Below are 26,588 nucleotides of genomic sequence, written 5' to 3'. Positions count from 1 at the left end.
ACGCGCTGCATCAGCCGTATTCCTTTTGAGCACCCGCTCAACGCGAGGCCGAACCTTTGGACGGTCGGTTCGATGTCGCGTTCATTGTTCCCTGACCCGACCAGAAGACTCATGAAAAGCACTTCACTTCGCTACAGCGTGCTCGGCATGGCTGTGGCACTGACCTGCGCCACGGCCGCACGCGCCGAGATCTCCAACGAAAGCAAGACCTTGGTGTTGTCGGGATTCGGCACGCTCTCTGCCGTGCAGACCAACAACGAGAACATCGAGTTCCGCTCCGACAACCGTCTGCCCAGCGGCACAGCCTCCAGCCACGAGTTCGACAACGACAGCAAGCTCGGCGTTCAGCTGAGCTATCGGCCTAGCGACAAGCTGCAAGCCGTGGTGCAGCTGCTCTCGCGCCGAAACGAGGACAACAGCTTCAAGCCCTCGGTGGACTGGGCCTACATCGCCTACAAGCCGATCTCCGCCCTGTCCCTGCGCGCAGGCCGCTTTGTAGCGCCCACGCTGATGGGCTCTGACTACCGCAATGTGGGCTACGCCAATATCTGGGTGCGCCCCCCGACCGACGTCTACAACTCCGCGACCATCAACAATGTGGACGGCATCGATGCCATCTACCGCGGCAAACTGGGCGCGGTCTCCTACACGCTGCAGGGCTACTACGGCGGCTATGACCTGAAGTTCGCGGGCGGCTCGGGCATCAAGTTCAACCATATGGCCGGCCTGAACCTCAGCGCCGAGACGGGCAGCTGGACCTTCCGCGTCAGCCATATGGACGCCAGCCACACCAACTACCAGGCCGATGGCCAGGCGGCCCCCAGCACCCTGTTTGCCGTCTCGCAGCCGCAGACCGGTCGCGGCTTCCGCCTCAACCCCGCGGCTGCCAGCTGCGCCAGCTTCAGCGCCAACATCAGCTGCAACCAGCTCTTCACCAACTTCGACTCGGTGTTCAACGCCCTGCGCCGTGACAAGAAGCCCTTCAACATCACCGATCTCGGCCTGGTCTATGACAACGGGAATGTGGTGGTCCAGGCGGAGTACATGAAGCGAAAGTCGGACTCGCAGCTGTCCAACTCCGCGGCCTACTACCTGACAGCCGGCTACCGCTTCGACCGCGTCTTGCCCTATGTGAGCTACTCCGCAAGCAAGACGGACACCCGGCGCTACATCCTGAGCGCGGCGCCGCAGTACCAGAGTCTGGTGGACCAGCGCTTCACCCAGGGCGCCCCCTATGCCCAAACCTCCAACACCGACAACCGAACCCTGTCCATGGGTCTGCGCGTGGATGTGGCGCCCTCGGTGGCCCTGAAGTTCCAGCTGGACCAGTACAAGCCGCGCACCAACAGCTTTGGCGCGACCGATGCCCAGACCATGAGCCGTGTCGGCGCCCTGGCCGGTGCCGCGCAGATGTCGGATTCGGTGGGAACGGTGCGTCTGGCAACGGTCGCCCTGGACTTCGTGTTCTGAGGAGGACAGCATGAACAACGTCAAGACGAGCACCCGCGGCCTGCTCGCCGCGCTGGCATTGCTGGGACTTCACACCGGGGCCACTGCTGCCGAGTGGGTGCTGGTGGCCAGCGCCAAGAGCAGCATGCGCAGCCTGGACATGGCGACCGCCGAGAGCCTGTACATGGGCAAGACATCCGATCTTCCCGGCATTGGCGCCGTGGCCATTCATGACCTGCCGGAAGGCAATGCCGTGCGCGATGCCTTCTATCAGGAGACCAGCAACAAGAACGCCAGCGCCATGAAGGCCTACTGGTCTCGCATGATCTTCACCGGCAAGGGGCAGCCCCCCAAGGTCGTCGACAGCAGTGCTGCTCTGAAGAAGGCCCTGGCGGCCAACCCCGCTGCGATCGGCTATCTGGAGAAGTCCGCCGTCGACGCATCGGTCAAGGTCTTGCTGGCGCCTTGAGCCTAGGCACACAAGCCATCGCGGTTCGGCCTCTTGCACGGGGCTGAACCGTGCCTATCGGCAAGCGCCGTGCCGACCTGCTAGCGTGAGAGAGCAGATGCTTACAGTGAGAACTTCGTACGAGAGCGCGACGCCTGCGGCCGACATGCGCGCAATTGGCCGAGTCAAGCGGCTGCGAATGCCGCGCTGCACAGCAGCCCTGTCGCGCGAACTGGCCGCCATGGTGATTGCCCTCAGCAGCCTGTTGATTCTGCTGGCTTCCGTGCAGTTCCAGGCACTTCGCTCCAGCGCCATTGATGATCTTGGCGCCACGGCTGAGCTGCTCGCTCGGAACTTGAGCGCCGCACTCATCTTTGACAGCCTGGATGACGCGCAGGCCGTGCTGGACGCCCTGATGCAGTCCAGCACCATTTCGACCGCGGAGCTCTATGCACTGGACGGAAGACTCATCGCAAGTCGGACCGTGCAGTCGCCGGAGTGGGGCCACGGCCTGGTGCTGCTGCAGGTCTCACGGGACGTCTACGCCTCGGGCGCCGTGGTGGGCTATCTGACGCTCCAGGCCTCATCCAGCCGCATTGCAATCTGGACCGGGGTGTTTCTCGCGGTAGGCGCTGTGGCCGTGGCCGCCGCATGGCTTGCGTCTTGCGTGAGTGCCAGGCGCGCCTCGATGGCCGCACTCATGGCCCAGCAAAGCTTGTCCTGGATGTCACGGCATGACCCCTTGACCGGCTGCGCCAACCGTGAGGAACTGCGCGCGCAGCTCCAGGCCTGCTTGCAACGGCCACAAGCCAGCCCTGCCCTCTTTCTGATCGACATTGACGACTTCGGACTGATTAACGCAGCGTATGGCACGCAGCAGGGCGATGCCGTGTTACGGGTCATTGCCCAACGCTTGCAAGTCCTGGCGGGGTCGTCCGACTGCCTGGCCAGAATCAGTGCCGACGAGTTCGCCCTACTGATGAATGAAGGCCAAGAAGAGCGCCTGCATGGCATTGCAATGCGCATTCAAGCCCTTGCATCGGAGCCCATACTGATTGGCAACGCCATCGTCCGCGTCTCAGCCTGCATTGGCATGGCCCTGCTACCGGGCGATGGCACAACGGTTGCCTCGGCCCTGGGGGCAGCAAGCGCCGGGCTGGCCGCCGCCCGGGTGACGGGACACGGCAGGATCGCGCGCTACAAACAAGCTCAGGAGCGCTTGTTGCGTGAACGCGCAAGGCTGACCGATGCCCTGAGGCAGGCTCTCAAACGCAGCGAGCTCAGTCTCTACTACCAGCCCATTCACGACATTCGCACCGGACATCTGCGTTACGCCGAGGCGCTCGTGCGATGGAACTCGCCGGAACACGGCCCGATTCCCCCGGATACCTTCGTGCCGCTGGCGGAAACCGCGGGTTTCGCCGAAGACATGGGGCTGCACATCCTCGGCAGACTGCATCGGGACCGGTCCGACTGGCTTGAAGCTGGCGTGGTCCCACCGCCAGTAGCGGTCAATCTGAGCGCCATGCAGTTTGTTCGGGAGGGGGCCAAGGCTGCATTCTTGGACCGCCTAGAAACACTGGGGCTCACGCCTGACGCCATGCAGGTCGAACTCACCGAACGGGCCGCATTTGAGGAGGTCGACGCAGCCGACTCCATCTTGAACAGCCTCCGGGAGCAAGGCTATGAGCTGGCCCTCGATGACTTTGGAACCGGCTACAGCTCGCTGAGCTACCTGCACCGCATTCGCTGCAGCAAGATCAAGATCGACCGCAGCTTTGTCAGGGACATGGACCGGAACGAGGGCGCGCGCAAGCTGGTCAAGGCGATTGTGGACGTGGCACATGCCTTCGGGATACGGACCGTCGCCGAAGGCGTGGAGACCGAGCGCGAACTCGACGTCCTGCGGAGCCTCGGCTGCGACTTCGCCCAGGGCTATCTCCTGGGCAGGCCGATGGCGGCTGCGGCCTTCCTGCAGCTCATCAGCGCCGAGCAGGCGAGGCAGAGCGCCGACTCTCAGACCTGAATCAACAACGCAAACATTGAGGAGGAGCAGCCAGAAGCAAAGCGTCAGTGAGTATCCGTCTCCATTTCATCTACAACTCAAACAAGAATTCTCTGATCAATGAAGTTCTCTACAAGCAGCATCGCCGCAGGTCTCGGCGCCTTGACACTGTCCTTCTGTCTGGGTGCACAGGCCCAAGAACGCGGCAGCAAGCAAGAAGCTGTCGCTCTGGCCGATGCAGCCACCAGCCACGTGAAGCAAGTCGGTGCGGAGCGCGCATTCAAAGACTTCACACATGAATGACAAGGTCCGGTGGGTGCGCAAGGATCTCTATGTGGCCGTCACTGACCTGGAAGGCAAGGTACTTGCCCATGGCGGCAATGACAAGCTTGTCGGCAAGCACATGATGGCGGTCCGCGACGCAAAAGGCTTCGCCTTCATGGCGCGCATGATTGAGATCGCGAAGTCACAGCCGGGGGAAGGCTGGGTCGACTATGAATGGGCCAACCCGCAGACGAAGCGAATCGAGGGCAAGTCCAGCCTCGTGAGCCTGTTGCCCGACGGAAAGTCCGTGCTGAGCGTGGGCTACTACCGCTGATTGCCCGAGCCATGGCGCGGTGCAAGCTGCCGAACTTCACCGTGTCATGGAGCAGCCGCTGAGCAAACTTCAGTCACAAGCTGCGTTGAGCAATAGCGCCATGCGAGGGGGCGCACGACTGAACAGCTCGGCAGACCGCAGATAGGCCAACAAATCCGGAGTATGGCGCTGCAAGGCGGGCAGACGCGCCACCAGTTCATCCAAGGATTTCCGCCATGAAGGATCTGGAGGCTGGCCTTGCTTTCTGGCGGCAAACACCAGTTGCAGCAAGGCTGTTGGGCCGTGCTCGGCACTCATCGCGCTCACCCTGGACATCAACACATCGAGCTCGGTGTCCAGCCCCTCCTCCATCAACAACCAGCCCAAATCCACGGCCAAATCCTGCCCGGGCGCGCCCTCGCTGGATTCGGTCAGCCACACGGTGCGCAGCGTGGCCAATGCCTGTGTCCGCAAGCCTTGCTTCAGCATGACGGCGGCTTGGCATCGGGCCCGCCGCGCCGGATTGCTGTCATCGTCTAGAACATCCAGCACGCTGGCGGCCTTGGCGACCTCACCACGCACGAGATACCAGTTGCAAAGCAGGGAGGCGCTGTTCCAGCGCGAGAACCAGCGACTGCAGCGAGCTATGTGAAGCATGGCCTCCAGCTGGGTGATCGCTGCGAGCTGTTCACCCGTGCGCCACAGCAGATGAGCCTTGGCTCGCTCCAGGCTCTCGCGAGAGTTCTGGGGCATCTCCTCACCAACCTCATCGGCAAATCGCGCGACAAGCTGCGCAGCCTCACTCAGGCGCCCGGACTCGATCAGGGCGAACATGCTCTGCAGCTGGCTGGTGATGTAGCGAACGCGCGATCCCAGGGTCCGGGCCAGCGTGGCAGCACGACTCAATGACTCCAGGGCTGCACCGTAGTGCCGTGAGCCCGTCTCGATGGCCCCCAACGATACATAGGCTTGGAGCTCCACGCGCAGCAGGTCGCGTGACCTTGCCTCCCGGGCCACGCCGCGCAGTTGCTCTCGGGCCCGGGCAAGCTGCTGTGTGGCCATCAGGGCATGGGCCTGCAGGCAGCGCGCAATGAGCTCCCAGTAGACATCGCCCGTGGCCTGCGCGGCGGAGATGGCCCGCTCTGCAGCCTTGGCCGCCTCCTCGCCCTGACCCTTGAATCTGAACTGCTCGCCCCGCCCCACCAGCACATTGGGTAGCGTGGTGATGCTGGCCTTGCCTTGCAGGACCAGCTCAAGCGCCTGGTCGTTGTAGCGCTCCGCCTCGTCCATCTGCCCGGATATCACGGCGCTGCGGCCCAGCTCGGCGAGCAACTCGGCCTGCAGGTCCGCCTGCCCACCCAAACCCGCTTCCGCCAGCGCCGCCTGGGCTACCTCAACCGATTCCTGCATACGCGCCAGGTCCCGCAGCAGGCGGGCCTGAACCAGTCTGAGTCTGAGGTCCGGCCTGATGCGAGGCAGGGACGACTCCAGCAAGGCGAGCGCTCTTTCCGACTCGCCTCGGGCGGCGAGATCAAGGATGCGCGCGCTCTGCTCATCCCAGAATGATTCCTCCTGCGGTGACGGTGTACCGCCACAGGCGGACTCCACTTCGCGGACCAGTTTTTGCGCCAGTGTCAGCAGATCCAAGCCGTCGAAGCTCCGTGACAGTTCCAGCTCTGCTTCGCTACCGAGCAGGAAGTGCAGAGACAGCATGCCATCGCCGCGCCGCGAGACCCTGCCGACCAGGGCCAGGCGGCAGTTGAGCTGCCGACAGGCCAGGGCGGCATCCTGCTCGCTCCAGACCGATCGCCGCGTCCACGCGTCGACCGCCTCGCTGCGCACCAGCCGCAGCTCGGAGCGCATTTGCAATTGGTGGTAGACCAAGCTGGGCAAGCCCAGCTCCACCCAGGAGAGGCCGGGATCGGATGTCTCGTTGAAGAAAGGCAGAACCGCAAGGTCCAGCTTGGGCTCGGTTGCACGGGCGGCGGGCTGCGCCGCACCTACGGCCTGCGAAGGCTGCAGCGGGCGTGATCCAGCGAGCGGCGGGGACAACTCGGTCTCGACGGCTGCATCCAAACGGTAGCCATGACCACGCACCGTGATGATGAACTGCGGGCTGTCCGCGTTGTCCTTGATGGCGCGCCGCGCCTTCATGACGGCCCGAGCCAAAACCGAGTCCGTGACGAAGCTGGAGCGCCAGACAGCGCTCAACAGTTCATCCTTGGTGACCGTTCTACCGGCATGGCGCGCCAGGTAGCACAACAGATCGAAGATGAGAGGTTGTACTTCGACGGTCAGCCCGCAGACCCGTAACTCATGCCTATCGGTGTCGATCAAGCAATCCTGGAACCGATAGCGTGTCATGCGGGCATGAACATGAGCTTCATACCCTCAATTCTAGGGGTTGCGGCCCGCTTGAACCGTACCCAAGCACAAGCGAGCCGGGAGCGCTTGTATCGCTTACTTCATCAGCCCCGGCAGCCACAGCGAGAACGCAGGTACATAGGTCACCAGCATCAGCGTGACGATCAGCGCGCCATAGAAGGGCCAGATGGAGCGCATCACCTCGCCCACCGAGATCTGCCCGATGGCACAGCCCACGAACTGGGTGGTGCCGACCGGCGGCGTGTTCAGGCCCAGCGAGCAGTTGATCAGCATGAGGATGCCGAACTGGGTCGGGTCCATGCCGAACTTCTGGCAGATCGGCAGGAAGATGGGCGTGCAGATCAGGATGGTGGCCGCCATGTCCAGAAAGGTGCCCAGCAGAAAGAGCAGCAGATTGACCATCAGGAAGATGAGCCAGGGCTCGCTGGTCACCCACTGCATCAGCTCGCCGGTCTTCTGCGGTACCTCATACAAGGCCATGAAGTAGCCGAAGGCCGAGGAGATGCCGATCAGGAAGAGCACCACGCCGGTGGTCTTGCAGGCCTTGGCGCAGGCCTTGAGGAAGTGTGCCCAGCTCAGCGAACGGTAGGCCAGCACCGTGATGGCCAGCGCCCAGAACACCGCCGTCGCCGCCGACTCGGTGGCGGTGAAGACGCCGCTGAGGATGCCCACCAGGATGATGACCACCACGAGCAGGCCGGGCAGCGCGGCGCCGAAGGCTTTGAACACCGCGGGCCAGCCCGGAAAGGCGCCGTGCGTCGGATAACCCCGCTTGACGGCCACGCCATAGGCGGCAACCAGATTGCACACCGTCAGCAGCAGGGCCGGAATCAAGGCCGCCAGGATCAGGCTGAACACGCTGACCGAGGCAATGCCAGCCGCCGCGAGCGTGAAGATGATGAGGTTGTGCGAGGTCGGCATCAGCGCCCCCACCAGCGAGGCATGCGTGGTGACGTTGACCGCGTAGTCCGCGTGGTAACCCTCCTTCTTCATCATCGGGATCATCACCGAGCCCATGGCCGAGACGTCGGCCAGCGGCGAGCCGGCCACGCCCCCGAACAAGGTGCAACCCACCACATTGCTCATGCCCAGGCCGCCCCGCACATGACCGACCAGGCTGTTGGCAAAACGGATGATGCGTTCGGCGATGCCGCCATGCAGCATCAACTCACCGGCAAACACGAAGAAGGGGATGGCCAGGAAGCTGAAGACCTGCATGCCACCCACCATCTTCTGGAACACCACGGCCACCGGCAGGCCGGCGGCGATGATGGTGGCCACCGACGCCAGGCCGATGGCAAAGGCCACCGGCACGCCCAGGATGAGCAGCAGCGCGAAGCTGAAGCCAAGAATCGTCAGTTCCATGCGGGCTCCACATGATGGCCGCGCAGCAGCGCGACAATGTGTTCGATCGAGAACAGCACGATCAGCGCGCCGGCGATCACCAGCGGCAGGTAGTCCATGCCTTCGGGCACGCCCAGCATGGGCTTTCTCTCGCTCCACTTGAGCGTGGTCCACAGCCAACCTGCTTTGAGCATGAGTCCGCCGAAGAGCGCCACCAGCAGGTGGATCAGGATCTCAAGCTTTCGGCGCAGGCGCTCGGGCAACAAGACCAGCAGGGACTCCAGCCCAATATGACCGGCATCCCGCACGCCCACCGCCACACCCAGCGCCGTGACGTAGAGCACCAGCAGCATGGCCAGCGCCTCGGCCCAGGTGGGCGTGTCGTTGAACAGATAGCGCCCGACCACCTGGTACTGCACGCACAGCACCACGGCCAGCAGTCCCGCCACCGCGGCCACCAGCGCCAGCTTGGAGAGGCTGGCGCAAAGGCGGGTGAACAGGGCTGCGGGCGAGGATGCCGGTGCTGCCGCTTTGTTCAGCACCGACGCGCTCACTTGGTGTCCTGGACGGTCTTGACCAGGCGTTGCAGGTCGGGCGTGGTCATGAACTTGGCGTAGACCGGCGCCATCACGGACTGGAACGAGGCCTTGTCGACCTCGATGATCTCGGCGCCAGCCGCCTTGATCAGGGCCAGGGACTTGGCTTCCTGCTCATCCCACTTCTTGCGCTGGAACGCAACCGACTCCCGGGCCGCTGCGCGGATCATGTCCTGCTCGGCCTTGCTGAGCTTGTCGAACACCACCTTGCTCATCAGCAGCATGTCGGGCGCCATCGAGTGCTCGGTCCTGGAGAGGAACTTCACCGCCTCGAAATGCTTGAAGCCCTCGTAGGACGGCACATTGTTCTCGGCCGCATCGATCAGGCCGGTCTTCAGGCCGGTGTAGACCTCGCCGATCGGCATCGGCGTTGCATTGGCGCCCATGGCGCCGATCAGCGAGACCCAGAGGTCGGACTGCTGCACACGAATCTTCAGGCCCTTGGCATCGGCCACGGTCTTGACGGGCTTGCGGCCGTAGATGGAGCGCGCGCCGCTGTCGTAGAAGGCCAGGCCGATGAAGCCCTGGGCCTCGCAGCTCCTCAGGATCTCTTCACCGGCCGGGCCGTCCAGACTCTTGCGCATATGCTCCACCGAGCGGAACAGAAAAGGCATGGTCGGTACCTGCGTCTTGGGGCAGATGGCGTTCATCGGGCTGATGTTCACCCGCGTCATCTCCAGGGCACCGATCTTGACCTGATCGATGGTTTCCTTCTCGCTGCCCAGGGCCCCCTTGTTGAAGACCTTGGTCCTGAACTTGCCACCGCTTTTTGCGCTCAGCAGCTCGCCCATATGCCGCACGGCCGCCACGGTGGGGTAGTCGTCGCTGTTGTGAACATCGGCCGAGCGCAGCTCCAGCGCGCCGGCAAGGCCGCACCAGCCCCCCAGGGTCAGCACACCGAAGCAGGCCATCAGTCGTGAACGTACTCGCATCAAAGTCTCCTCGTTGTAGAAGTGATCACTCTTTGGCCGCAAGGCGCGGCGCAGGCACCCCGGCGTCATGCCCAGCCACCGCGTGGGAAAACTCACCCAGGGACAGAAAGCTGCCGCCTTGAAGCCAAGCCATCGGCGTGTCTTCGGGAGGGGCCAGGTCTTGCAGCATGGGCTGCCAGGGATCAGCGCTGTCCTGGGGCTCGTAGCCCAAGGTCTGCCAGCCGCTATCACTCCACCAGCGCGCGGCATTGCCCGACACGCCATAGACCGTGAGGCAGCCCACGCGGGGCGCACGCAGACACGCCAGGACCAGACGCGCGAAGTCGCCATGGCTCAGCCAGGTGGAGAGGGCTCGACGGTCCTGCGGCGCCGCGGCCACCGTCCCCAGGCGCAGGTTGACCGTTTCAATGCCGCAGCGATCCCAGTACAGCTGCGCCATATGTTCGCCAAACAGCTTGCTGACGCCGTAGAAGCCATCCGGCCGCGGCCTGTGGATGCAGGGGTCCAGAAGCTCGCCCTGGCGGTAGCAGCCCGTCACATGGTTTGAACTCGCGAGCACCACCCGGCGGGTCCCCGCGAGTCGCGCCGCTTCATAGAGGTGGTACACGCCGCGCACATTGGCTTCGAGGATTGGCTCGAACGGCCCCTCCCCTGCCACGCCGCCCAGGTGCACCACGGCGGAAACGTCCCCTAGCAGCGCCTGCATCGCCGCGCCATCAGACAAGTCGCAGCGAATGAACTGCTCATGCCGGTCCAGCACCCCGGGCAAGGCCTGCCGGTCACTCAGGCGGATGCCGGAGAAGCCCTCTTCTTGACACAAGGATCCCAGCGCTCCCCGCAGGACCTGCGCCAACTGGCCTGCGGCTCCCGTGAGCAACAAGTGGCCTGTGGACGTCAAAGGGTGCGGGCTTCTCATGGCGATGCTCAGATCAGGGTGAGTACCGTTTCAAAATCAATCATCGTTCGATGAGAATATCGAAACCGTGTTTCATTTCGATAGGGGCTTTCATGGGGGCGGGTCAGCAAAAAGTTGCCATGCTGGGCGAGTGCATGCTCGAGTTGCAGGGCGAACCTTTCGGACAGTTCAGCCAGGCCTATGGCGGCGACACCTTCAACACCGCCATCTACCTGGCGCGCTGCATACAGCCCCAGGCCGCGACGGTGAGCTTTGCAACAGCGCTGGGCTGCGACCCCTTGAGCGGGGGCCTGCTGCAGCGTTGGGCCCAGCAAGGCCTGTCGCTGGAACTGGTACGCCAGATCCCCGGCAAGCTGCCGGGCCTCTACATGATTGAGCTGGATGAAAAGGGGGAGCGCAGCTTTCACTTCTGGCGCGACAGCAGCGCGGCACGCCGCTATTTCGATGTGCCGCAGACGCCTTTGGAGGCGCGATGCCACGAGTTCGATCTGCTCTATCTCAGCGGCATCAGCCTCGCCATACTCTCGGCCGCCGCGCGTGAGCGCGTATTCGCGCTGATGGCCCAGATGCGCGCCTTGGGCGCACAAGTCGTCTTCGACAACAACTACCGCCCTGCCCTCTGGACCGACCCCTTGAGCGCCTATGCCAGCTTCGCCCGTGCCTACGAGTTGGCGAGCATGGCCCTGATCACCCTCGACGACCATCAGCAGATGCTGGGTGTCCATGATGCAGAAGCCGCGCTGGCACATGCCCAGAAGCTGCCGACACCGGAGCTCGTGATCAAGCGTGGTGAGGCGGCGACCTTGGTGCGCCAGACGCCCGATGCCTCGTGGCAGTCGGTCCCGACGGTGCCGGTGCCACGCGTCGTGGACACCACGGCCGCGGGCGACTCCTTCGGGGCCGGCTACATCAGCCGCCGGCTCAGGGGCGAATCTGCACCAGAAGCCGCGGCCTTCGGCAATCGGCTGGCGGCCCGAGTCATCCAACATCGCGGCGCCATCATCAAGAAGGCCTATATGCAGGATCTGCTGTCCTGAGTCGCTCCAAAGTTCAGACCCGGCGGACAGAAATTAAACCCGTTAGTTCACAAAAACTACTTCATGGTTTATAAACACGGGCATTCCCCGCTACCGGCTGTGTCCCAGTCTTTGCACCATGAGTCCATCCCTGTTCCGCTCCGCGCTTGCGGGCGTCGCCCTTCTCAGCAGTGTGGCAGCCCAGGCCCAGGTGGGCGATTTCTTCCGCAATGTGCTGCCGCCCGGCGTGGAGCAAGGCGGGGTGGCGGGCGCGGTCATGCTCCACGCCCCCCGCTACGCCGGCTCCGATCAGGAGCGCTTGCGGGTGCTGCCCAGCGTGGACTACCAATGGCGCGAGGGCTGGTTTGCCGGCGTGGTCAATGGTCTGGGCTACCGGGTGTCCGGCGGCAGTGGCCAGGTTTACGGCCTGCGGCTGAGCATGGATTTCGGCCGCGAGGAAGACGATAGCAGCGCGCTGCGCGGCATGGGTGACCTCAAACCTCGGCTGCTGGCAGGCGCCTTCTACAACCAGGAACTGGGCGGCGGATTCAATCTCAGCTCCTCCCTGCGCACTGGGCGCGGCACCTTGCTGGACCTGGGTGTGAGCTGGGGTCACGCCCTGAGGCCCGATCTGCGTGTGGCCGCTGGCGTGGCCATGAGCTGGGCCGATGCGCGCCACACCCAAAGCTATTTCGGCGTCAATGCCGCCCAGTCCCAGGCCAGCGGCTACCCGGTGTTCAAGCCCGGCGCCGGCTTGCGCGATGTGCGGGCATCCGCTTCGGTGATCTACCGCCCGCTCCGCGACTGGTCGCTGACGGCAACCCTGGGCCAGGGCAGCCTGCGCGGGGATGTCCAACGCAGCCCGCTGGTCCGGGACGCCAGCCCTCAGAGCCTGATCCTCACCGTGGGGCACCATTTCTAAGCGCCGTGGTGCGATCTGTGAAGCGCGCAAGATGTGACAGGCTGCAGTATTGCGGGTTGATGCCGCTTCACAAATGCTGGTGTCATGGCATGCTGCCATGATGTGCCGCATGAACATGCTTCGCCGCATTTTGGCTCTGAGTCTGCTGAGCTACTGGCTGCCGGCTGTACAAGCGCAACCCCAGGTCCTGCAAGCCTTCACCGAGGAATGGGCGCCCTACAACTACACCGAGGGCGACAAGCTGCGCGGCATCGCCACCGACACGCTCCGGGCGCTATGTGCGGAGACAGGACTGCGCTGTGTGATGGAGTCCGTGCCCTGGGCGCGAGCCTATCGCAGCGCCCAACTGCACCCCAATGTGATGGTCTTCACCACCGCCCGGGTGGCTGAGCGTGAGCAGGAGTTTCTCTGGATCGGCCCGCTGCTGCCCCGGGTGACCTGGGTCTACGGGCGGCATGGCACCAAGCGCTTGCACGATGCAAAACAACTCGCGCAGATACGCTATGCCGTGGTGCGCGGCGAGGCGGCTGCCAAGGATTTGCAGGCCGCGGGCGTGCCCGCCAGCGCCTTGCTGGAGCAGTCCAACAACGCCTCGGCCCTGCGCAGCCTGCTGGCCGGACATGCTGAGGCCTTGGTGGACACCGAGGTCGGCATGGCCTGGAATATGCGTCAGCTGGGTGCCGACATGTCCGAGGTCCAGCCGCTGTGGCGGCTCAGCGATCGGGGCGCCTACTACTTCGCGCTGAACAAGCAGTCCGACCCCGGGCTGGCCGAGAAGCTGCAAACGGCGCTGGACAAGCTCAAGCGCCAGGGCACGCTGGACGAGATCCGCCGCAACTACCTCCATGCACCGGCAGGCGAGGCCCGATGAGCGGGGCACGTTCCGCCCTGTTTGAGCCGGAGTTCGTGCAGGCCTTGTGCGAGCTTTTCGAAACGCGCATCTGCTTCAACCAGGTCCTGGGCCTGACGGTGGACAGCCTGGAGGCCGACACGGTACAGGCCCATGTGCTCATGCGCCCGGAACTCATCGGCCACTACCAGCATCACCGCCTGCATGGCGGGGTGATCAGCGCCACGCTGGACGCCATGGGCGGTCTGGCCGTCATGGCCGCCATCGGGGCACGCCATCTGGACGAGGCGCCGGCCACCCGGCTTGCACGCTTCAGCAAGCTGGGCACCATCGATCTGCGGGTGGACTATCTGAGGCCTGCCACCGGGCCGCGATTCACCGCGACCGCCCAGGTGCTGCGCCTGGGCAGCCGGGTGGCCAGCACCCGCATGGAGTTTCTGGACCACAGCGGGCAGCTGCTCAGCGTGGGCGCCGCGGCCTACATCGTCTCCTGAGTTCCTGAGGACTCGGGCGCACCCAGCTCAGGGAGGTGCCGCACCGGCGCGCCGCTCATGCTCACGGGTCTGGTAGTAGCGACGCTTGTGCTCATACATCAGGGTGTCGGCGCGGTGCAGGCTCGCTTCCAGGCGCTCACCCGGGCGCCAGACCGCCAGGCCCAGCGACAGATCCAGCGGCTCACCGCCATGAAACTGGTTGTTGAGCTCCAGCAGTTCCCGCAGCTGTTGCAGCAGCTGCTCGCCGGCCTGCTCGTCCGCGCCCGGCATCAGCAGCACGAACTCGTCGCCGCCAATGCGTGAGGCCGTCATCGGCGCCTCCACCGCCTTGGCCAGCACCTCGCCCGCACGCCTGAGCAGGGCATCACCCGCCGCATGGCCACAGGCATCATTGACGGCCTTGAGCCCATTGACATCCACCACCAGCACCGCCACCGGTCCCAGGCCACGCCGCTCCAGACGATTGAGCTCATCGTTGAAGAAGCTGCGATTGCGCAGCTTGGTCAGGGCGTCGTGCTTGCCCAGGAACTCAAGATAGGCCTCGGCTTTCTTGCGGGCACTGATATCGGTCAGCGCCACCTGCACCAGGGACCAATCCTGCTCATGCCCCGGCAGGACGGAGAACTGCAGATGCACATGCAGCATCTCGCCATCGCGGCTGTAGTTCACCGTCTCGCGCTGCTGCAGGAGCTGACCATTCCAGAGATCGATCAGCTGCTCGGTAAAGGGGCGGCGCATCTCGTCGCGGAAGATCAGCGGCAGGGCCTCGATCAGGGCCGCCTTGTCGGGCACGCGGAACATGCGCAGGGTCTGCCGGTTCACGTCCAGCACGCGGATCTGCGCCATGCAGCGCTCCACGAAATCCGGATGCACATCGGTAAAGGTCCGGAAGTCCGTGATGCCCTGCTCACGCACCTCGTCCAGCAAGCGCTTGACGCCGCTGAAGTCTTCCACCCACAGCGAAACCGGCGAGTGCTCAAACAGCCCCTGGGCATAACGCTCGCTGCCCAGCAGGGCTCGCCGGGCCCACTCGCGCTCGCTCACGTCCTCGAGGGATAGCAGCACGCGGCCCCAGTCCTGTTCATGCCCGGGCAGCACACGCACATGCAGCAGCACATCAAGCCGGCGCCCATCCAGGGTGTAGTTCACCGTCTGACTCCGGTACTCCAGCGCACCGTTCCACAGGCGCACCATGTCCTCGGCGTGGTGCACCAGCATCTCGTCGCGAAAGATCTGCGGCAATCCTTGCAGCAAGGCCTCCAGATCCTGGGCGCCGAACATCTGCAGGGTCTGGCGGTTGACCTGCAGCACCCGCAAGGCCGCACTGCACTGCCGCAGGCGCTCGGGGTCGGCGGCCAGATGCGCGTGCAAATCACTCACGCCTTGCTCACGCCAGCGCTGAAACAGCTGCCTCAGGGCGCTGAAATCTTCCAGCCACAAGGACACCGGTGCCAGCTCGAAGAGCTGGGCCCAGTCTTGTTCCGCTGTCATGTCGGCCATGCTCGCATCCCTCTCCATGCCCTCGTCATGCCGGCTCCTGCCTCGGATGTCCGGCGCATTCTTGTGCAGTCTCGCACAGCCCGGAGCCGGCCCATGCGGGATAGCCCCCTGCATGGCTCCCATGGAATGGGCCGATAAATCGGTATCGGCAGAACCGGACAGCGGCAGGCCATGACGATACAGACTCACAAGCCGCAGCTTTGCCCCCTACACGCAAGCGATGCGCATGCGCCCCAGCTCATGCAGATCAGACAGGCGCTGCAAGCCCGTTGCTGGCAGCGCGCCCAGCAATTGGCCGAGGCCGCCCTGGCTGCGGCCGGCGTGGACACCCCGAGTGGCGAACTGCATCTGCTGCTGGCGCAGGCGCGCTGGTGGCAAGGCCAGCTGGAGCGTGTGCACCGTCCGGCCCTGCGCGCGGCGGTGCTGGTCAATCCTCCGGCGCAGCGCATACAGGCGCTCAATCTGGCCGCCCTGGCCCTGGCCGAGCTGGGCCTGGCCGATGAGGCCCTGCCCCTGGTGACTCAGGCCCTGGATCTGGCGCGAGAGCCCGAGCTGCATGCCCAGCTCTCCCGCACCCTGAGCTGCGCCGGCCATGTCTATGCCAGGCTGGGCGATGTGGAACACGCGGTGCCCCTGCATATGCAGGCCCTGTCACTGGCGCGCGACGGCCGCGAGCTGGAGCCTTTGCTGCAGGCCTATGCCAATCTGCTGCTCAGCACCGCCATGGCTCACGAGGAGTTGCTGGAGCAGGGTGAGCGGGAAGCCGCCCACGCGGCCTTGCTGCGCGGCATGCTGCATCTGAGCTACGCACGGGGTCTCTTGCGCGATGAGCGTCTGCGCGAGGAGCAGCGCTGCATCCTGAGTCTGATGCTCGGACGGGTGCTGATGCTCTCGGAGCGTGCCGACGAAGCCGAACCCCTGCTGCGCTCGGGGCTGGCGCTGGCCGCCACCCTGGGCAGTCACTACTACGGACGCGGCGGCCGACTCAGCCTGGCCGAGCTGCTGCGGCGACGCCAGCAGTGCGAGCAGGCCCTGATGCTCTTGCCCGAGCCGGTGGACGGCGATGGGGGCTGCCTGCGGGTGGCCGAGCTGCGCTGCCGTCTGGCCTGCCACCGGCAGCTGGCGCAGGAGGATGCCGCCCGGCTCAGCGAGCAGCAGCTCCATCAGGCCTTGGCCCGTCGCGACGCGACACGTGAGCAAGCGCGCCGGCTGCGAGCCGCGAGCCCCTCCCAGTTCGGCGATCTCGCCGAGCCTTCCGGCTTCGGCCAGCTCTCGCGCTGAGTGTGCACCGCCCGCCGGGCCGCCATCTGCGGGCCATCGGGGGGGCATCGGCGGACCAAGTGCGGATCATGTGCAGGCCATCTGCGGCCGCTCTGGTCGACAATAGCGGCATGCCGTTCCGCCCTCTTTCCCTGCCCGATACCAGCCTGCCCGGCCGGCTCTGGCTGCAATCCATGCCCGGCCGCCTGGAGAGCTGGGGCGCCTTCCTGGACGAAGCGCGACTGCGCCAACTCAGCCTGCTGGTCTGCCTGAACCCGCTGGAAGAAGTCGCCCAGCTCTCGCCCGCTTATCACAAGGCCATCACGGAAGGACGCCTGCCCTTTCGCTGGCTGCACCTGCCCATGCGGGATTTCGGCCTGGGCAGCGATCCGCTGGCCTTCCGCACGGGTGTGGAGCAGATTGCCCATGGCCTGCGCCTGGGCGACAAGGTCCTGCTGCACTGTGCGGCCGGCATCGGGCGCACCGGCACGGTGGCGGCCTGTGTGCTCAAGAGCCTGGGCCAGGACAGCGAGTTGGCGCTGCGCGAGGTGCGCGCCGCCGGATCCAATCCGCAGTCGGCCCTGCAATCGGGCTGGATCGACCAGTTCTGATGCAGCTGCTGCATGTGGACGCCGGGCTGGCCGTGGTCAACAAGCCCAGCGGCCTGCTTTCCGTGCCCGGTCGCCAGGAAAGCGACTGCGCCTGGGCCCGTCTGCGCGAGATATTGCCCGACGCCCTGGTGGTACACCGTCTGGACATGGCCACCTCGGGCCTGCTGCTCTTTGCCCGCGGCCCCGAGATGCAGCGCGCCCTGAGCCTGGACTTTGCCGAGCGCCGGGTTGAAAAGCGCTATGTGGCCCGGGTCCAGGGCCGGCTCGACGGCCCCCGGGACGAATGGGCCGAGATTGACCTGCCCCTGATCGCCGACTGGCCCAACCGTCCGCGCCAGAAGGTGGACCATGCCCAGGGCAAACCCTCGCGCACGCGCTGGCGGGTGCTGGACCATGAGGGCGACAGCACCCGACTGGAACTGGAGCCGGTGACCGGCCGCTCCCACCAGCTGCGCGTGCATCTGCAGGCCCTGGGCCACCCCATCCTGGGCGACAGCCTCTACGGCGGCGCCCCCGCGCCGCGCCTGATGCTGCATGCCTGCGCCCTGGCCCTGCCCACACATGGGCTGGCCTTGGACTGCCCCGCCGATTTCTGAATCTGCTTGCCCTCACGAACGCCCAGCCCTCCCCCCCAAGGACAGACATGAACACCCCAGCCAGCACCCAGCTCTTCATCATCACCGGCTCGTCCCGAGGCATGGGCGAGGCCATGGCTCGCCAGCTGTTGGCGCCGCAGCACCAAGTCATCGGCATCGCGCGCGCCGAGAGCGCGGCCCTGGCCCAGGCGGCCACACTCGGCGGCCTGGAGCAATGGCGCTGCGACCTGAGCGATCCGCTGCCCGTGGCCGAGCGCCTTCAGTCCTGGCTCATGGACCAGGACGCCAAGCGCTTCGGCGCCGTCACCCTGATCAACAATGCCGGCGTCGTGACGGAGCCGGGGCCGGTGGACGGCGTCTCTCTGGCCGAGCTCTCACGCGCGTTGCGCGTCGGTCTGGAAGCCACCCTGCTGCTGTCCAGCGCCTTTCTCAGCGCCACCCGCGACTGGGCCGTGCCGCGCAAGATCCTCAATATCTCCTCCGGCCTGGGCCGGCGCGCCATGGCCGGCAGCGCGCCCTACTGCGCGGCCAAGGCCGGCATGGACAACCTCTCGCGGGCCATGGCCCTGGACGAGGCCGAGCGCGCCAACGGCGCCCGCATCGTCTCGCTGGCGCCCGGCATCATCGATACCGATATGCAGCTGCAGCTGCGCAGCGGCGATCCGGCCCGCTTCCCCGATCAGGCCCGCTTTGCCGGCTTCAAGCGCGATGGCCAGCTCGACAGCCCAGAACAGGCTGCCGCCAAGGTGCTGCGCTACCTAGCTCGCGCCGACTTCGGCAGCAACGTGCTGGCCGATGTGCGCGACGCCTGACAGGCCCTCGCCTGCAGGCTCTTGAAGCTGGCCCCGGCGCCCCAACATCCCCATACGGCTTAAGGGCTTAAGTGATCGTTAAGCTGCGAGCCACACGTACAACAGCAAGGAGCAACGCACGTGAAGAATCTCTCCCTCGGTCTGCTGGCCGCCACGGTCAGCCTCAGCCTGATCGCCGGCGACGTGCAGGCCAAGCGCCTGAGCGGCGGCGGCATGAAGCGAGATGTTCCCGCTCAGTCTGCCCCCGCTCAGCCGGGCAAGCCCGCGACACCCGCGCCTTCCAATGCTCCGGCACAGAACAGCGCGGCGCCGCAGCAGGCTGCCGCCCCCGGCGCCACGGCCGCTGCCGCCGGGACCGCCGCAGCCGCAGCACCCAAGCGCAGCTGGATGGGCCCCGTGGCCGGTCTGGCCGCTGGTCTGGGTCTGGCCGCTCTGGCCAGCCACTTCGGTTTCGGCGAGGCACTGGCCAATATCATGACCATGGTCCTGCTGGGCCTGGTGCTGATGCTGGTGATCGGCTTCGTGATGCGCCGCTTTGCCGCCAAGAAGATGGCCGCTCAGGGCGGCATGCAGTTCGCGGGTGCCGGTGCGCCCTTCCCCGGACAGAACCCGTCCCCGGTGCAGCAGCCCCAGTCGGCCTGGCAGCCTCAAAGCAGCGGTGCCGCGCCGGTGGCCGCCGCCACAGCGCCCGCCGTGCCCGCCGGCTTCGATGCCGCGGGCTTTGAGCAGATCGCCAAGCAGGTTTTCATCCGCATGCAGGCCGCCAACGACGCGGGCGACCAGAACGATCTGCGCCGCTTCACCACGCCGCAGATGTACGCCGCAATCCAAAGCGAGCTGTTGGAGCGCAAGGGCGCTGCGCAGCGCACCGATGTGCTGCAGCTGGATGCCCAGGTGCTGGAGAGCGTGGAAGAGCATGGCGAGCAGATCGTCAGCGTGCGCTTCTGGGGCCTGATCCGCGAGCAGAGCGAAGCCGCCGCACAGAACTTCGATGAAGTCTGGCATCTGGTTCGCCCGCTGGACGGCAGCCGCGAGTGGGCTATTGCCGGCATCCAGGCCACGGCCTGAGACGCGCTCGCACACTGAGCTCCATCAGTGCAAAGGCCGGTTGCAGATGCTGCAACCGGCCTTTTTCATTGGCCTGTGGATCCGCACAAGCCCTGTAAGCCGTAAATCCTGAGGCCGTGGCGAGACCGCTCAGCCCACCAGGTTCGCAAGGGTCAGCAGCGCCAGCAGCAGCATCCAGAGCACGACGGAACGCCAGACCAGGCCCACCACGCTTTGCAGATGCCCCAGCACCGGAGCCTGGCCAGGCGTGGAGCCCTGGGCGCTGGTGGCTTCGGCATCACCACCGGCCTCGAAGGTCTTGCTGCGATCCGGCGTCACACCGGGCGCAGCCGAGCCGCCCAGCTGCACACCCAGGGCGCCCGCGGCGGCGGCCAGGATGATGCCCTCATTGGCATGCAGCCACAGCCGGGCATCGCGGCGCCAGCCGTTCACCGCCTCCTCGAAATTGCCCACGATGGCAAAGCCGGTGGCGGTCAGGCGCGAGGGCAGATAGTCAATCCAGCCGAAGCTCTGACGCGAGAGCTGCATCAGTCGCTCATTGGTGGGCGCATCCAGGGTGCGGCTCTTGAAGGCCCAGTAGCGGCTGGCGAATTCGGCCATGCGGTAGAGCACCGCGCCCGCCGGACCCAGGCCCAGGGTGGAGAGCAGCACGAACCAGAAGAACACGCCGAACACATGGCGATGCGCCGCGAGCAGGGAATGCTCAATCACATGGCGCAGCAGCTCCGTGCGCGGCAACTCGCTGGCATCCAGATGGCGCCACTCGGCCAGCAGGCGACGCGCCTCCAGCTCGTCCCCACGCTCCAGCGCGTCACGGATATCGGTGAAATAGTGGCTGAACTGCCGGAAGCCCAGGGTGAGATAGAGCAGCAAGACATCGAAAGCCAAGGCCAGCACCACACTGAACTGGCGCAGGGCGATGTACACGGCCGCGGTGAGCAGGGCCGGCCCGATGACGGTAATGGCCCAGACCACGCCGGCATGGTGCTCCCGGCCGGCGTCGAAATTGCGACCGGTCCAGCGGACCCAGGAGATCACGCCGTCATGGATGCGATTGCCATGAGGCAAGGGCTTGAGTTGCTCGCAGATCAGGGCGAACAAGACCGCAAAGAAGTTCATGGGCGGGGATGATAGCCGCGGCCCAGCCCTTGTCGTGAGCGGACGGGACTCAGGCGCTCAGGAAACGGTAGAGATTGCGCAGCATGGCCGCGGTGGCGCCCCAGATGAAGTACTCGCGCAACACCCCTTGGGCGTCACGCTGATGCCAGGGCATGGAGAGGAACTGACGTTCGCCGCCCTCCCACCGGAAGGTATGACGCTGGTGATGGGCCGGATTCATCAGAAAGTCCAGCGGCACCTCGAAGGCCTCATCCACTTCGCCAGCATCGAGTGTGAGCGTGAAGCCGGGCCGCAACAGAGCGACCACGGGCGTGACCTCGAAGGCGGTGACGGTGGTGTAGATGGGGAGCTGGCCGATCACCTCGATCTGCGTGCGATGCAGGCCGATCTCCTCGGCCGTCTCGCGCAGCGCGGTCTCCACCACCCCACCATCCTCGGACTCAACCCGGCCACCGGGAAAGCTGATCTGGCCGGCATGCGAGCGCAGATGTGCGGTGCGCCGCGTCAGCAGCAGACGCAGGCCGCTCTCATGCATCACCAGGGGCACCAGCACCGCGGCCGCGGCCGGCTCGCGCTGGGCAAAGCGAGCGCCATCGCCGGCGATCTCGGGCTGCCAGGCCGGCTGTGCCGCGAAGCGCTGCCGCAGGGCGGCCGGGCTCAGGACGGCGGCAGGCACGGCGGGAAGGTGGGTGTCGACGCCCGTCACGGGCACGGCTTGCGGATTCAGAATCGGCGGGCGGGACATGGGCTGCAAGCTTAAGGCGGAAAACAAAAAACCGCCCCGAGGGGCGGTTTTCTGCGAAGGGAAAGCGGCAATTAAGCCAGCTTCTCCTTGATGCGAGCCGACTTGCCCGAACGCTGGCGCAGGTAGTACAGCTTGGCACGGCGCACATCACCGCGGCGCTTGACTTCGATCGAAGCGATCAGCGGGCTGTACAGCTGGAAGGTACGCTCAACGCCTTCGCCGCTCGAGATCTTACGGACGATGAAGCTGCTGTTCAGGCCGCGGTTGCGCTTGGCAATCACGACGCCTTCGTAGGCCTGCACGCGCTTGCGGGTGCCTTCAACCACGTTGACGCTGACGATCACGGTATCGCCAGGGGCGAAGGCCGGGATGGTCTTGTTCAGGCGAGCGATTTCTTCTTGCTCGAGGGTCTGGATCAGATTCATGGGGTTTTCACTCCAGGCGATCATGCCGGCGCGGAATTTAAGCCAGGTTGAGGTGGACAAGCCGTCGGGCACGAAGCCCGCCATCTGCTCACCGTTACTGACCTTGTCGCACGCTTGAAACTATAGCGCGCAGCCCGGTAGAGGATCGAAAAGCCCACCATTATAGCGGGCTGTCGGGCTTCGTCAAAGTGGCCAGAAATTTCTCGTCCGCCCGGCTCAGGCGGCCGGCCTGGCGAGCCGCCTCGATCAACTCGGGGCGACGGGCCCAGGTCAGGGCCAGGGAACGCTCGCGGCGCCAGCGCGCGATCTGGGCGTGGTGCCCGGAGAGCAGCACCGGCGGCACCGGCAGGGCCTCGCCTTCGGGCGTGTGCAGCAGCTCGGGACGGCTGTAGTGCGGGCAGTCCAGCAGGCCGTCCGAGAAGCTGTCCTGCTGGTGTGAGGCCGCGTCATTGAGCACCCCGGGCTGCAGGCGCGCGATGGCGTCCAGCAGAGCCAGGGCCGGCAGCTCGCCGCCGGAGAGTACGAAATCGCCCAGGCTCAGCTCCAGCGTGACGTGGCGGTCCAGGAAGCGCTGGTCCATGCCCTCGTAGCGACCGCACAGCAGCACGGCACCGGGGCTGGACGCCAGCTCCTGCACCAGGGCCTGGTCGATGCGACGGCCCGTGGGGCTGAAATGGATGATGGCGGGCGCTGCCTCAGCACTCTCGGCCAGGCGCTGCGCCTTGACCGCCGCCAGGGCGCGCTCCAGCGGTTCGACCAGCATCACCATGCCGGGGCCGCCGCCATAGGGGCGATCGTCGACGCGGCGGTAGTTGTCTTCGGCGTAGTCGCGCAGCTGCCACAGGCGCACATCGACCTGGCGGCTCTCGAAGGCGCGGCGCGTCACGCCCACGCTGAGATGCGGCCCGAAAAGTTCGGGGAAGAGCGTGATCAGGTCGAAGCGCATCGCGACGGCAGACCGGCGGCCGCGGTCAGCGGCGCGGGCTTCAGTAGTCCAAGCCCCAGTCGACGGTGATGCGCCGCTCGGGCAGGCTCACCTCATCGACAAAGGCCGAGACAAAGGGCACCAGGCGCTCCTGGTCGGGCTTGACCGGCTGGGGCAGGCCCGGCGGCGCGATGCGCAGCACGCTGTGAGGGCCGGTGTCCAGCAGGCCCACAACCTCACCCAGCAGCTCGCCCTGGCGGTTGTGCACGGCCAGGCCGATCAGATCGACCCAGTAGTACTCATTCGGGTCGGCCTTGGGGAAGGCGGAGCGAGAGATAAAGATGCGAGCGCCACGCAGGGCTTCGGCCGCATTGCGATCCGCGACGTCTTCGGCCTGGGCCACGATGCCCTCGCCGTGTTCGCGAACCGACAGAATCTTGAGAACCGATGGCAAAGGCTTTGCCACCGGCTTGCCCTCGGGCGGCTGGAGAAACCAGCGCCGGGAGGAGAACAGCGCCTGGGCATCGGTGGAATAAGACTGGATCTTGACCCAGCCCTTGATGCCCCAGGCATCAAGCACGCGCCCGACTTCGACAGCGTCCTCGGGCCAGGCCAGAGGATCGCGCTCTTGGGAGGATGCGGCTTGCTTCAGCACCGTGATTTAGGCGGCAGCCTTCTTGGCCTGCTCGACCAGACGAGCGGCGGTGGGCGACAGCTGGGCGCCGACGCCGGTCCAGTAGCTGACGCGATCCAGGGCCACGCGCAGGCTTTCGGCGGCGCCGGAAGCCACGGGGTTGTAGAAGCCCACGCGCTCGATGAAGCGGCCGTCACGGCGCTGCTGGCTGTTGGCCACGACGATGTTGTAGAAGGGGCGCTTCTTGGAGCCGCCGCGTGCGAGTCGAATCACGACCATGATGAATCCTTTGATGATCTCTAAAGCGTTCCACCGCACCAGGAGACACTCAGGGCGAGCAGATCGAAAAACCCGGGGCCGAAAAATACCCCAAGCAAGGTTTGGCACCGTAGATACGCCTCTCGCCCACAAGACTCGCGCCAGCCGAAATACCCTGGGATGATTCCCCGCATCCGGCTTTTTGACCGCGGCCTGCGAACAAGCGACCAGCACCAAAACCCGGCATTATAAACTCAGACAACCCTAACGCCAGAGTCTTTATGACGCCCCCAGCCCTGCTGATACGGTCCAGCACTGCGGCCGACCTGCCCGCCATCCAATCCATCTATGCCCACGCGGTACTTCACGGCACCGGCACCTTCGAAACCGAGGTGCCGGACGAGCAGGAAATGGCTCGTCGCCGCCAGGAGGTGCTGGGGCGCCAGCTGCCCTGGCTGGTCGCCGTGCGCGGCGAGCAGGTGCTGGGCTATGCCTATGCCAACTATTTCCGTCCCCGCCTGGCCTACCGTTTCTGTGTGGAGGACTCGATTTACCTGCACCCCGAGGCCCAGGGCCAAGGCGTGGGCCGCCTGCTGCTGGCCGAGCTGATCAGCCGCTGCGAGGCTGCCGGCGCGCGCCAGATGCTGGCCGTCATCGGCGACGCCGAGAACAAGGGCTCCATTGGCGTGCACACCGCACTGGGCTTCGAGCACACCGGCGTGCTCAAGAGCGCAGGCTGGAAGTTCGGCCGCTGGCTCGATGTGGTGCTGATGCAGCGCCAGCTGGGTCTGGGCGACCAGAGCAGCCCAGAATGAGCGGCCACAGCGTGACGGGCTACAAGTCCAAAACCGTCAGCACCTGGCTGGCTTTGCTCTTGGGCAGCATGGGTCTGCACCGCTTCTACCTGTACGGCTTCAAGGACCTGGGAGGCTGGTTGCACATTCCGCCGACCTTGCTGGGCTTGCAAGGGCTGCAACGCATGGAAGCACTGGGCCAGGATGATCGCCTGAGCTGGCTGCTGATGCCCATGCTCGGGCTGAGCCTGGTTGCGGCCATGCTCAGCGCCATCATTTACGGCCTCACCCCCGACGAGAAGTGGCAGCAGCGGCACAACCCCGGATTGCCGGAACGCCCGAGCGGCTGGGGCGCCATCATCGCTGTGGTGCTCAGCCTGCTGATTGGCGGCGCCGTGCTGATGAGCACCATCGCCTTCAGCGCACAGCGCTACTTCGAGCTCCAGGCCGAAACGGCGGAGCCATCCAACGACAGCCAACCGCCAGCCCCCACCCCGAAATGAAACAACCCGCAGGCCGACACGCGGCTTGCGGGTTGTAGTGCGGCAGCGCCGGCAAGCGGATCATGATCCGCTTGCCGCAGGCCTGAAGCCTCAGCGCTGGGCGATGGGCTTGACGTCGCGCGCAGCTGCACCGACGAAGAGCTGGCGCGGACGGCCGATCTTGTACTCGGGGTCGCTGATCATTTCGTTGAGCTGGGCGATCCAGCCGACCGTGCGGGCCAGGGCGAAGATGGCGGTGAACAGCGGCACGGGGATGCCGATGGCGCGCTGCACGATGCCCGAGTAGAAGTCCACGTTCGGGTAGAGCTTGCGGGCCACGAAGTACTCGTCTTCCAGCGCGATCTTCTCCAGCGACATGGCCAGCTTGAACAGCGGGTCGTTCTGCAGACCCAGTTCGTTCAGCACCTCGTGGCAGGTCTCGCGCATCAGCTTGGCGCGCGGATCGTAGTTCTTGTAGACGCGGTGACCGAAGCCCATCAGCTTGACGTTGCTGGACTTGTCCTTGACCTGCTTGATGAACTCACCGATCTTGGCCTCGCCACCCATCTGCTGGATGTCGGCCAGCATGTTCAGACAGGCCTCGTTGGCGCCACCGTGAGCCGGGCCCCACAGGCAGGCGACACCCGCGGCAATGGCCGCGAAGGGGTTGGTACCCGAGGAGCCGCACAGACGCACGGTCGAGGTGCTGGCGTTCTGCTCGTGGTCGGCGTGCAGCGTGAAGATGCGGTCCATGGCGCGCACCAGCACGTCATTGGGCTTGTAGTCCTCGCAGGGCGTGGCAAACATCATGCGCATGAAGTTGCCGGCGTACGAGAGATCGTTCTTCGGGTAGATGTAAGGCTGGCCGATGGTGTACTTGTAGGCCATCGCGACCAGGGTCGGCATCTTGGCGATCAGGCGGATGGCCGCGATCTCGCGATGCTCGGGGTTATTGATGTCGGTGCTGTCGTGGTAGAAGGCCGACATGGCACCCACCAGACCGGTCATCACGGCCATGGGGTGCGCGTCGCGGCGGAAGCCACGCAGGAAAAACTGCATCTGCTCGTTGACCATGGTGTGCTTGGTCACGCGCTCGACGAAACTGTCCTTCTGGCTCTGGTTCGGCAGCTCTCCGTACAGCAGCAGATAGCAGGTTTCCAGATAGTCGCAGTTCACGGCCAGTTGCTCGATCGGGTAGCCGCGGTACAGCAGCTCGCCCTTGTCGCCATCGATGTAGGTGATGGTCGAGTTGCAGGACGCCGTCGACAGGAAGCCCGGGTCATAGGTGAACTTGCCCGTCTGCGCATAGAGCTTGCGGATGTCGATCACATCCGGGCCCACCGAACCCTTGTAGATGGGCAGGTCCATGCTGGGGCTGCCGTCCGTGAACGACAGGGTGGCTTTGACGTCAGAGGGGGTCATGGG

Annotated in this window: 29 protein-coding genes; 16 read left to right on the top strand and 13 right to left on the bottom strand. The window is 65.5% G+C overall.

The window, feature by feature from the left end; translation table 11 throughout:
- The first annotated feature begins 111 nt into the window (after positions 1-111).
- The 5 genes from DFR39_RS15930 to DFR39_RS15910 all read left to right on the top strand — a co-directional run bounded on the left by DFR39_RS15930 (position 112) and on the right by DFR39_RS15910 (position 4,500).
- Positions 112-1,470 (top strand): hypothetical protein, encoded by a 1,359-nt coding sequence (locus DFR39_RS15930; protein WP_133604732.1) that lies wholly within the window; start codon positions 112-114, stop codon positions 1,468-1,470.
- A gap of 10 nt (positions 1,471-1,480) precedes the next feature.
- Positions 1,481-1,918, top strand: coding sequence for a phosphate ABC transporter substrate-binding protein (locus tag DFR39_RS15925; protein ID WP_133604730.1), 438 nt, complete (start codon positions 1,481-1,483; stop codon positions 1,916-1,918).
- 145 nt (positions 1,919-2,063) lie between these two features.
- On the top strand, positions 2,064-3,923 hold the full coding sequence (locus DFR39_RS15920; RefSeq protein WP_162849556.1) for a putative bifunctional diguanylate cyclase/phosphodiesterase: 1,860 nt from the start codon (positions 2,064-2,066) through the stop codon (positions 3,921-3,923).
- Positions 3,924-4,022: 99 nt separating this feature from the next.
- Complete coding sequence (locus DFR39_RS15915; protein WP_133604727.1) at positions 4,023-4,205, top strand: hypothetical protein; 183 nt, start codon at positions 4,023-4,025, stop codon at positions 4,203-4,205.
- Positions 4,198-4,500, top strand: coding sequence for a cache domain-containing protein (locus tag DFR39_RS15910; protein WP_133604725.1), 303 nt, complete (start codon positions 4,198-4,200; stop codon positions 4,498-4,500). Before DFR39_RS15915 ends, DFR39_RS15910 begins: the two co-directional genes overlap by 8 nt.
- Before the next feature lie 69 nt (positions 4,501-4,569).
- On the opposite strand, the gene DFR39_RS15905 is transcribed toward DFR39_RS15910, so the two are convergent.
- The 5 genes from DFR39_RS15905 to DFR39_RS15885 all read right to left on the bottom strand — a co-directional run bounded on the left by DFR39_RS15905 (position 4,570) and on the right by DFR39_RS15885 (position 10,652).
- Positions 4,570-6,816, bottom strand: coding sequence for a winged helix-turn-helix domain-containing protein (locus tag DFR39_RS15905; protein WP_162849555.1), 2,247 nt, complete (start codon positions 6,814-6,816; stop codon positions 4,570-4,572).
- A gap of 123 nt (positions 6,817-6,939) precedes the next feature.
- Positions 6,940-8,229, bottom strand: coding sequence for a TRAP transporter large permease (locus tag DFR39_RS15900; protein ID WP_133604722.1), 1,290 nt, complete (start codon positions 8,227-8,229; stop codon positions 6,940-6,942).
- Positions 8,220-8,708: a TRAP transporter small permease gene (locus DFR39_RS15895; protein ID WP_133604923.1), complete on the bottom strand. Its 489-nt coding sequence runs from the start codon at positions 8,706-8,708 to the stop codon at positions 8,220-8,222. The genes DFR39_RS15900 and DFR39_RS15895 overlap by 10 nt, the downstream gene beginning before the upstream one ends.
- 50 nt (positions 8,709-8,758) lie before the next feature.
- A complete protein-coding gene (locus tag DFR39_RS15890; protein ID WP_211343895.1) occupies positions 8,759-9,715 on the bottom strand; it encodes a TRAP transporter substrate-binding protein in 957 nt (318 codons plus the stop codon).
- A gap of 46 nt (positions 9,716-9,761) precedes the next feature.
- Positions 9,762-10,652, bottom strand: coding sequence for an NAD-dependent epimerase/dehydratase family protein (locus DFR39_RS15885; protein WP_133604718.1), 891 nt, complete (start codon positions 10,650-10,652; stop codon positions 9,762-9,764).
- A 119-nt stretch (positions 10,653-10,771) separates the two neighbouring features.
- Here DFR39_RS15885 and DFR39_RS15880 point away from each other — a divergent pair, with 119 nt between their 5' ends.
- The 4 genes from DFR39_RS15880 to DFR39_RS15865 all read left to right on the top strand — a co-directional run bounded on the left by DFR39_RS15880 (position 10,772) and on the right by DFR39_RS15865 (position 13,934).
- Positions 10,772-11,689, top strand: a complete 918-nt coding sequence (locus tag DFR39_RS15880; RefSeq protein WP_162849554.1) for a sugar kinase — start codon at positions 10,772-10,774, stop codon at positions 11,687-11,689.
- A gap of 118 nt (positions 11,690-11,807) precedes the next feature.
- Positions 11,808-12,590 carry a MipA/OmpV family protein gene (locus DFR39_RS15875; RefSeq protein WP_133604715.1) on the top strand — a complete coding sequence of 261 codons (783 nt, stop codon included), beginning with the start codon at positions 11,808-11,810 and terminating at the stop codon, positions 12,588-12,590.
- A 109-nt stretch (positions 12,591-12,699) separates the two neighbouring features.
- Positions 12,700-13,461, top strand: coding sequence for a substrate-binding periplasmic protein (locus DFR39_RS15870; RefSeq protein WP_162849553.1), 762 nt, complete (start codon positions 12,700-12,702; stop codon positions 13,459-13,461).
- Complete coding sequence (locus DFR39_RS15865; RefSeq protein WP_133604711.1) at positions 13,458-13,934, top strand: thioesterase family protein; 477 nt, start codon at positions 13,458-13,460, stop codon at positions 13,932-13,934. The genes DFR39_RS15870 and DFR39_RS15865 overlap by 4 nt, the downstream gene beginning before the upstream one ends.
- A gap of 27 nt (positions 13,935-13,961) precedes the next feature.
- Here the strand turns inward: DFR39_RS15865 and DFR39_RS15860 are convergent, their stop codons facing one another.
- Positions 13,962-15,434, bottom strand: coding sequence for a sensor domain-containing diguanylate cyclase (locus DFR39_RS15860; protein ID WP_133604709.1), 1,473 nt, complete (start codon positions 15,432-15,434; stop codon positions 13,962-13,964).
- A gap of 240 nt (positions 15,435-15,674) precedes the next feature.
- Here DFR39_RS15860 and DFR39_RS15855 point away from each other — a divergent pair, with 240 nt between their 5' ends.
- The 5 genes from DFR39_RS15855 (at position 15,675) to DFR39_RS15835 (ending at position 19,781) form a co-directional block, all read left to right on the top strand.
- Positions 15,675-16,715, top strand: a complete 1,041-nt coding sequence (locus DFR39_RS15855) for an ATP-binding protein (protein WP_162849552.1) — start codon at positions 15,675-15,677, stop codon at positions 16,713-16,715.
- Between the two features lie 110 nt (positions 16,716-16,825).
- The gene (locus DFR39_RS15850) at positions 16,826-17,305 is read left to right on the top strand and encodes a protein-tyrosine phosphatase family protein (protein WP_133604705.1); all 480 of its coding nucleotides are present in this window, start codon (positions 16,826-16,828) and stop codon (positions 17,303-17,305) included.
- Complete coding sequence (locus tag DFR39_RS15845; protein WP_211343889.1) at positions 17,305-17,901, top strand: RluA family pseudouridine synthase; 597 nt, start codon at positions 17,305-17,307, stop codon at positions 17,899-17,901. Before DFR39_RS15850 ends, DFR39_RS15845 begins: the two co-directional genes overlap by 1 nt.
- 47 nt (positions 17,902-17,948) lie before the next feature.
- On the top strand, positions 17,949-18,713 hold the full coding sequence (locus DFR39_RS15840) for an SDR family NAD(P)-dependent oxidoreductase (RefSeq protein WP_133604701.1): 765 nt from the start codon (positions 17,949-17,951) through the stop codon (positions 18,711-18,713).
- 120 nt (positions 18,714-18,833) lie between these two features.
- Positions 18,834-19,781 carry a Tim44 domain-containing protein gene (locus tag DFR39_RS15835; RefSeq protein WP_133604700.1) on the top strand — a complete coding sequence of 316 codons (948 nt, stop codon included), beginning with the start codon at positions 18,834-18,836 and terminating at the stop codon, positions 19,779-19,781.
- A gap of 129 nt (positions 19,782-19,910) precedes the next feature.
- Here the strand turns inward: DFR39_RS15835 and DFR39_RS15830 are convergent, their stop codons facing one another.
- The 6 genes from DFR39_RS15830 to rpsP form a co-directional block, all read right to left on the bottom strand.
- Complete coding sequence (locus tag DFR39_RS15830) at positions 19,911-20,900, bottom strand: CobD/CbiB family protein (protein ID WP_133604698.1); 990 nt, start codon at positions 20,898-20,900, stop codon at positions 19,911-19,913.
- Positions 20,901-20,949: 49 nt separating this feature from the next.
- Positions 20,950-21,645, bottom strand: coding sequence for a CoA pyrophosphatase (locus tag DFR39_RS15825; protein ID WP_133604696.1), 696 nt, complete (start codon positions 21,643-21,645; stop codon positions 20,950-20,952).
- Positions 21,646-21,716: 71 nt separating this feature from the next.
- The gene (gene rplS / locus DFR39_RS15820; RefSeq protein ID WP_133604921.1) at positions 21,717-22,070 is read right to left on the bottom strand and encodes a 50S ribosomal protein L19; all 354 of its coding nucleotides are present in this window, start codon (positions 22,068-22,070) and stop codon (positions 21,717-21,719) included.
- A gap of 160 nt (positions 22,071-22,230) precedes the next feature.
- Positions 22,231-23,016 carry a tRNA (guanosine(37)-N1)-methyltransferase TrmD gene (trmD, locus tag DFR39_RS15815; RefSeq protein ID WP_133604694.1) on the bottom strand — a complete coding sequence of 262 codons (786 nt, stop codon included), beginning with the start codon at positions 23,014-23,016 and terminating at the stop codon, positions 22,231-22,233.
- 40 nt (positions 23,017-23,056) lie between these two features.
- Positions 23,057-23,650 (bottom strand): ribosome maturation factor RimM, encoded by a 594-nt coding sequence (gene rimM / locus DFR39_RS15810; RefSeq protein ID WP_246030867.1) that lies wholly within the window; start codon positions 23,648-23,650, stop codon positions 23,057-23,059.
- Between the two features lie 6 nt (positions 23,651-23,656).
- A complete protein-coding gene (gene rpsP, locus DFR39_RS15805; protein ID WP_133604692.1) occupies positions 23,657-23,908 on the bottom strand; it encodes a 30S ribosomal protein S16 in 252 nt (83 codons plus the stop codon).
- 260 nt (positions 23,909-24,168) lie between these two features.
- Between rpsP and DFR39_RS15800 the strand changes: the two genes are divergently transcribed.
- Both DFR39_RS15800 and DFR39_RS15795 read left to right on the top strand, forming a co-directional pair.
- Entirely contained in the window at positions 24,169-24,702 is a 534-nt protein-coding gene (locus DFR39_RS15800; RefSeq protein WP_133604691.1) for a GNAT family N-acetyltransferase, read from the top strand.
- Positions 24,699-25,184 (top strand): TM2 domain-containing protein, encoded by a 486-nt coding sequence (locus tag DFR39_RS15795; RefSeq protein ID WP_133604689.1) that lies wholly within the window; start codon positions 24,699-24,701, stop codon positions 25,182-25,184. Before DFR39_RS15800 ends, DFR39_RS15795 begins: the two co-directional genes overlap by 4 nt.
- Positions 25,185-25,274: 90 nt before the next feature.
- On the opposite strand, the gene gltA is transcribed toward DFR39_RS15795, so the two are convergent.
- Positions 25,275-26,585: a citrate synthase gene (gene gltA, locus DFR39_RS15790; protein WP_133604687.1), complete on the bottom strand. Its 1,311-nt coding sequence runs from the start codon at positions 26,583-26,585 to the stop codon at positions 25,275-25,277.
- Between the last annotated feature and the right edge of the window lie 3 nt (positions 26,586-26,588).

The organism is Roseateles asaccharophilus (genome assembly GCF_004362405.1).
GTDB lineage: Bacteria > Pseudomonadota > Gammaproteobacteria > Burkholderiales > Burkholderiaceae_C > Kinneretia > Kinneretia asaccharophila.
This window is presented reverse-complemented; position numbering and strand designations above follow the sequence as displayed.

What these genes read in the sequence shown, in the direction of transcription:
- DFR39_RS15850 (WP_133604705.1), top strand. Translation starts at nt 16,826, where the DNA reads ATGCCGTTCCGCCCTCTTTCCCTGCCCGATACCAGCCTGCCCGGCCGG.
- DFR39_RS15825 (WP_133604696.1), bottom strand. Translation starts at nt 21,645, where the DNA reads ATGTCCCGCCCGCCGATTCTGAATCCGCAAGCCGTGCCCGTGACGGGC.
- DFR39_RS15855 (WP_162849552.1), top strand. Translation starts at nt 15,675, where the DNA reads ATGCAGATCAGACAGGCGCTGCAAGCCCGTTGCTGGCAGCGCGCCCAG.
- rpsP (WP_133604692.1), bottom strand. Translation starts at nt 23,908, where the DNA reads ATGGTCGTGATTCGACTCGCACGCGGCGGCTCCAAGAAGCGCCCCTTC.
- DFR39_RS15930 (WP_133604732.1), top strand. Translation starts at nt 112, where the DNA reads ATGAAAAGCACTTCACTTCGCTACAGCGTGCTCGGCATGGCTGTGGCA.
- DFR39_RS15845 (WP_211343889.1), top strand. Translation starts at nt 17,305, where the DNA reads ATGCAGCTGCTGCATGTGGACGCCGGGCTGGCCGTGGTCAACAAGCCC.
- trmD (WP_133604694.1), bottom strand. Translation starts at nt 23,016, where the DNA reads ATGCGCTTCGACCTGATCACGCTCTTCCCCGAACTTTTCGGGCCGCAT.
- DFR39_RS15830 (WP_133604698.1), bottom strand. Translation starts at nt 20,900, where the DNA reads ATGAACTTCTTTGCGGTCTTGTTCGCCCTGATCTGCGAGCAACTCAAG.
- DFR39_RS15900 (WP_133604722.1), bottom strand. Translation starts at nt 8,229, where the DNA reads ATGGAACTGACGATTCTTGGCTTCAGCTTCGCGCTGCTGCTCATCCTG.
- DFR39_RS15890 (WP_211343895.1), bottom strand. Translation starts at nt 9,715, where the DNA reads ATGGCCTGCTTCGGTGTGCTGACCCTGGGGGGCTGGTGCGGCCTTGCC.
- rplS (WP_133604921.1), bottom strand. Translation starts at nt 22,070, where the DNA reads ATGAATCTGATCCAGACCCTCGAGCAAGAAGAAATCGCTCGCCTGAAC.
- DFR39_RS15925 (WP_133604730.1), top strand. Translation starts at nt 1,481, where the DNA reads ATGAACAACGTCAAGACGAGCACCCGCGGCCTGCTCGCCGCGCTGGCA.
- DFR39_RS15870 (WP_162849553.1), top strand. Translation starts at nt 12,700, where the DNA reads ATGAACATGCTTCGCCGCATTTTGGCTCTGAGTCTGCTGAGCTACTGG.
- DFR39_RS15880 (WP_162849554.1), top strand. Translation starts at nt 10,772, where the DNA reads ATGCTGGGCGAGTGCATGCTCGAGTTGCAGGGCGAACCTTTCGGACAG.
- DFR39_RS15920 (WP_162849556.1), top strand. Translation starts at nt 2,064, where the DNA reads ATGCGCGCAATTGGCCGAGTCAAGCGGCTGCGAATGCCGCGCTGCACA.
- DFR39_RS15910 (WP_133604725.1), top strand. Translation starts at nt 4,198, where the DNA reads ATGAATGACAAGGTCCGGTGGGTGCGCAAGGATCTCTATGTGGCCGTC.
- DFR39_RS15915 (WP_133604727.1), top strand. Translation starts at nt 4,023, where the DNA reads ATGAAGTTCTCTACAAGCAGCATCGCCGCAGGTCTCGGCGCCTTGACA.
- DFR39_RS15840 (WP_133604701.1), top strand. Translation starts at nt 17,949, where the DNA reads ATGAACACCCCAGCCAGCACCCAGCTCTTCATCATCACCGGCTCGTCC.
- gltA (WP_133604687.1), bottom strand. Translation starts at nt 26,585, where the DNA reads ATGACCCCCTCTGACGTCAAAGCCACCCTGTCGTTCACGGACGGCAGC.
- DFR39_RS15795 (WP_133604689.1), top strand. Translation starts at nt 24,699, where the DNA reads ATGAGCGGCCACAGCGTGACGGGCTACAAGTCCAAAACCGTCAGCACC.
- DFR39_RS15885 (WP_133604718.1), bottom strand. Translation starts at nt 10,652, where the DNA reads ATGAGAAGCCCGCACCCTTTGACGTCCACAGGCCACTTGTTGCTCACG.
- DFR39_RS15865 (WP_133604711.1), top strand. Translation starts at nt 13,458, where the DNA reads ATGAGCGGGGCACGTTCCGCCCTGTTTGAGCCGGAGTTCGTGCAGGCC.
- DFR39_RS15800 (WP_133604691.1), top strand. Translation starts at nt 24,169, where the DNA reads ATGACGCCCCCAGCCCTGCTGATACGGTCCAGCACTGCGGCCGACCTG.
- DFR39_RS15875 (WP_133604715.1), top strand. Translation starts at nt 11,808, where the DNA reads ATGAGTCCATCCCTGTTCCGCTCCGCGCTTGCGGGCGTCGCCCTTCTC.
- DFR39_RS15860 (WP_133604709.1), bottom strand. Translation starts at nt 15,434, where the DNA reads ATGGCCGACATGACAGCGGAACAAGACTGGGCCCAGCTCTTCGAGCTG.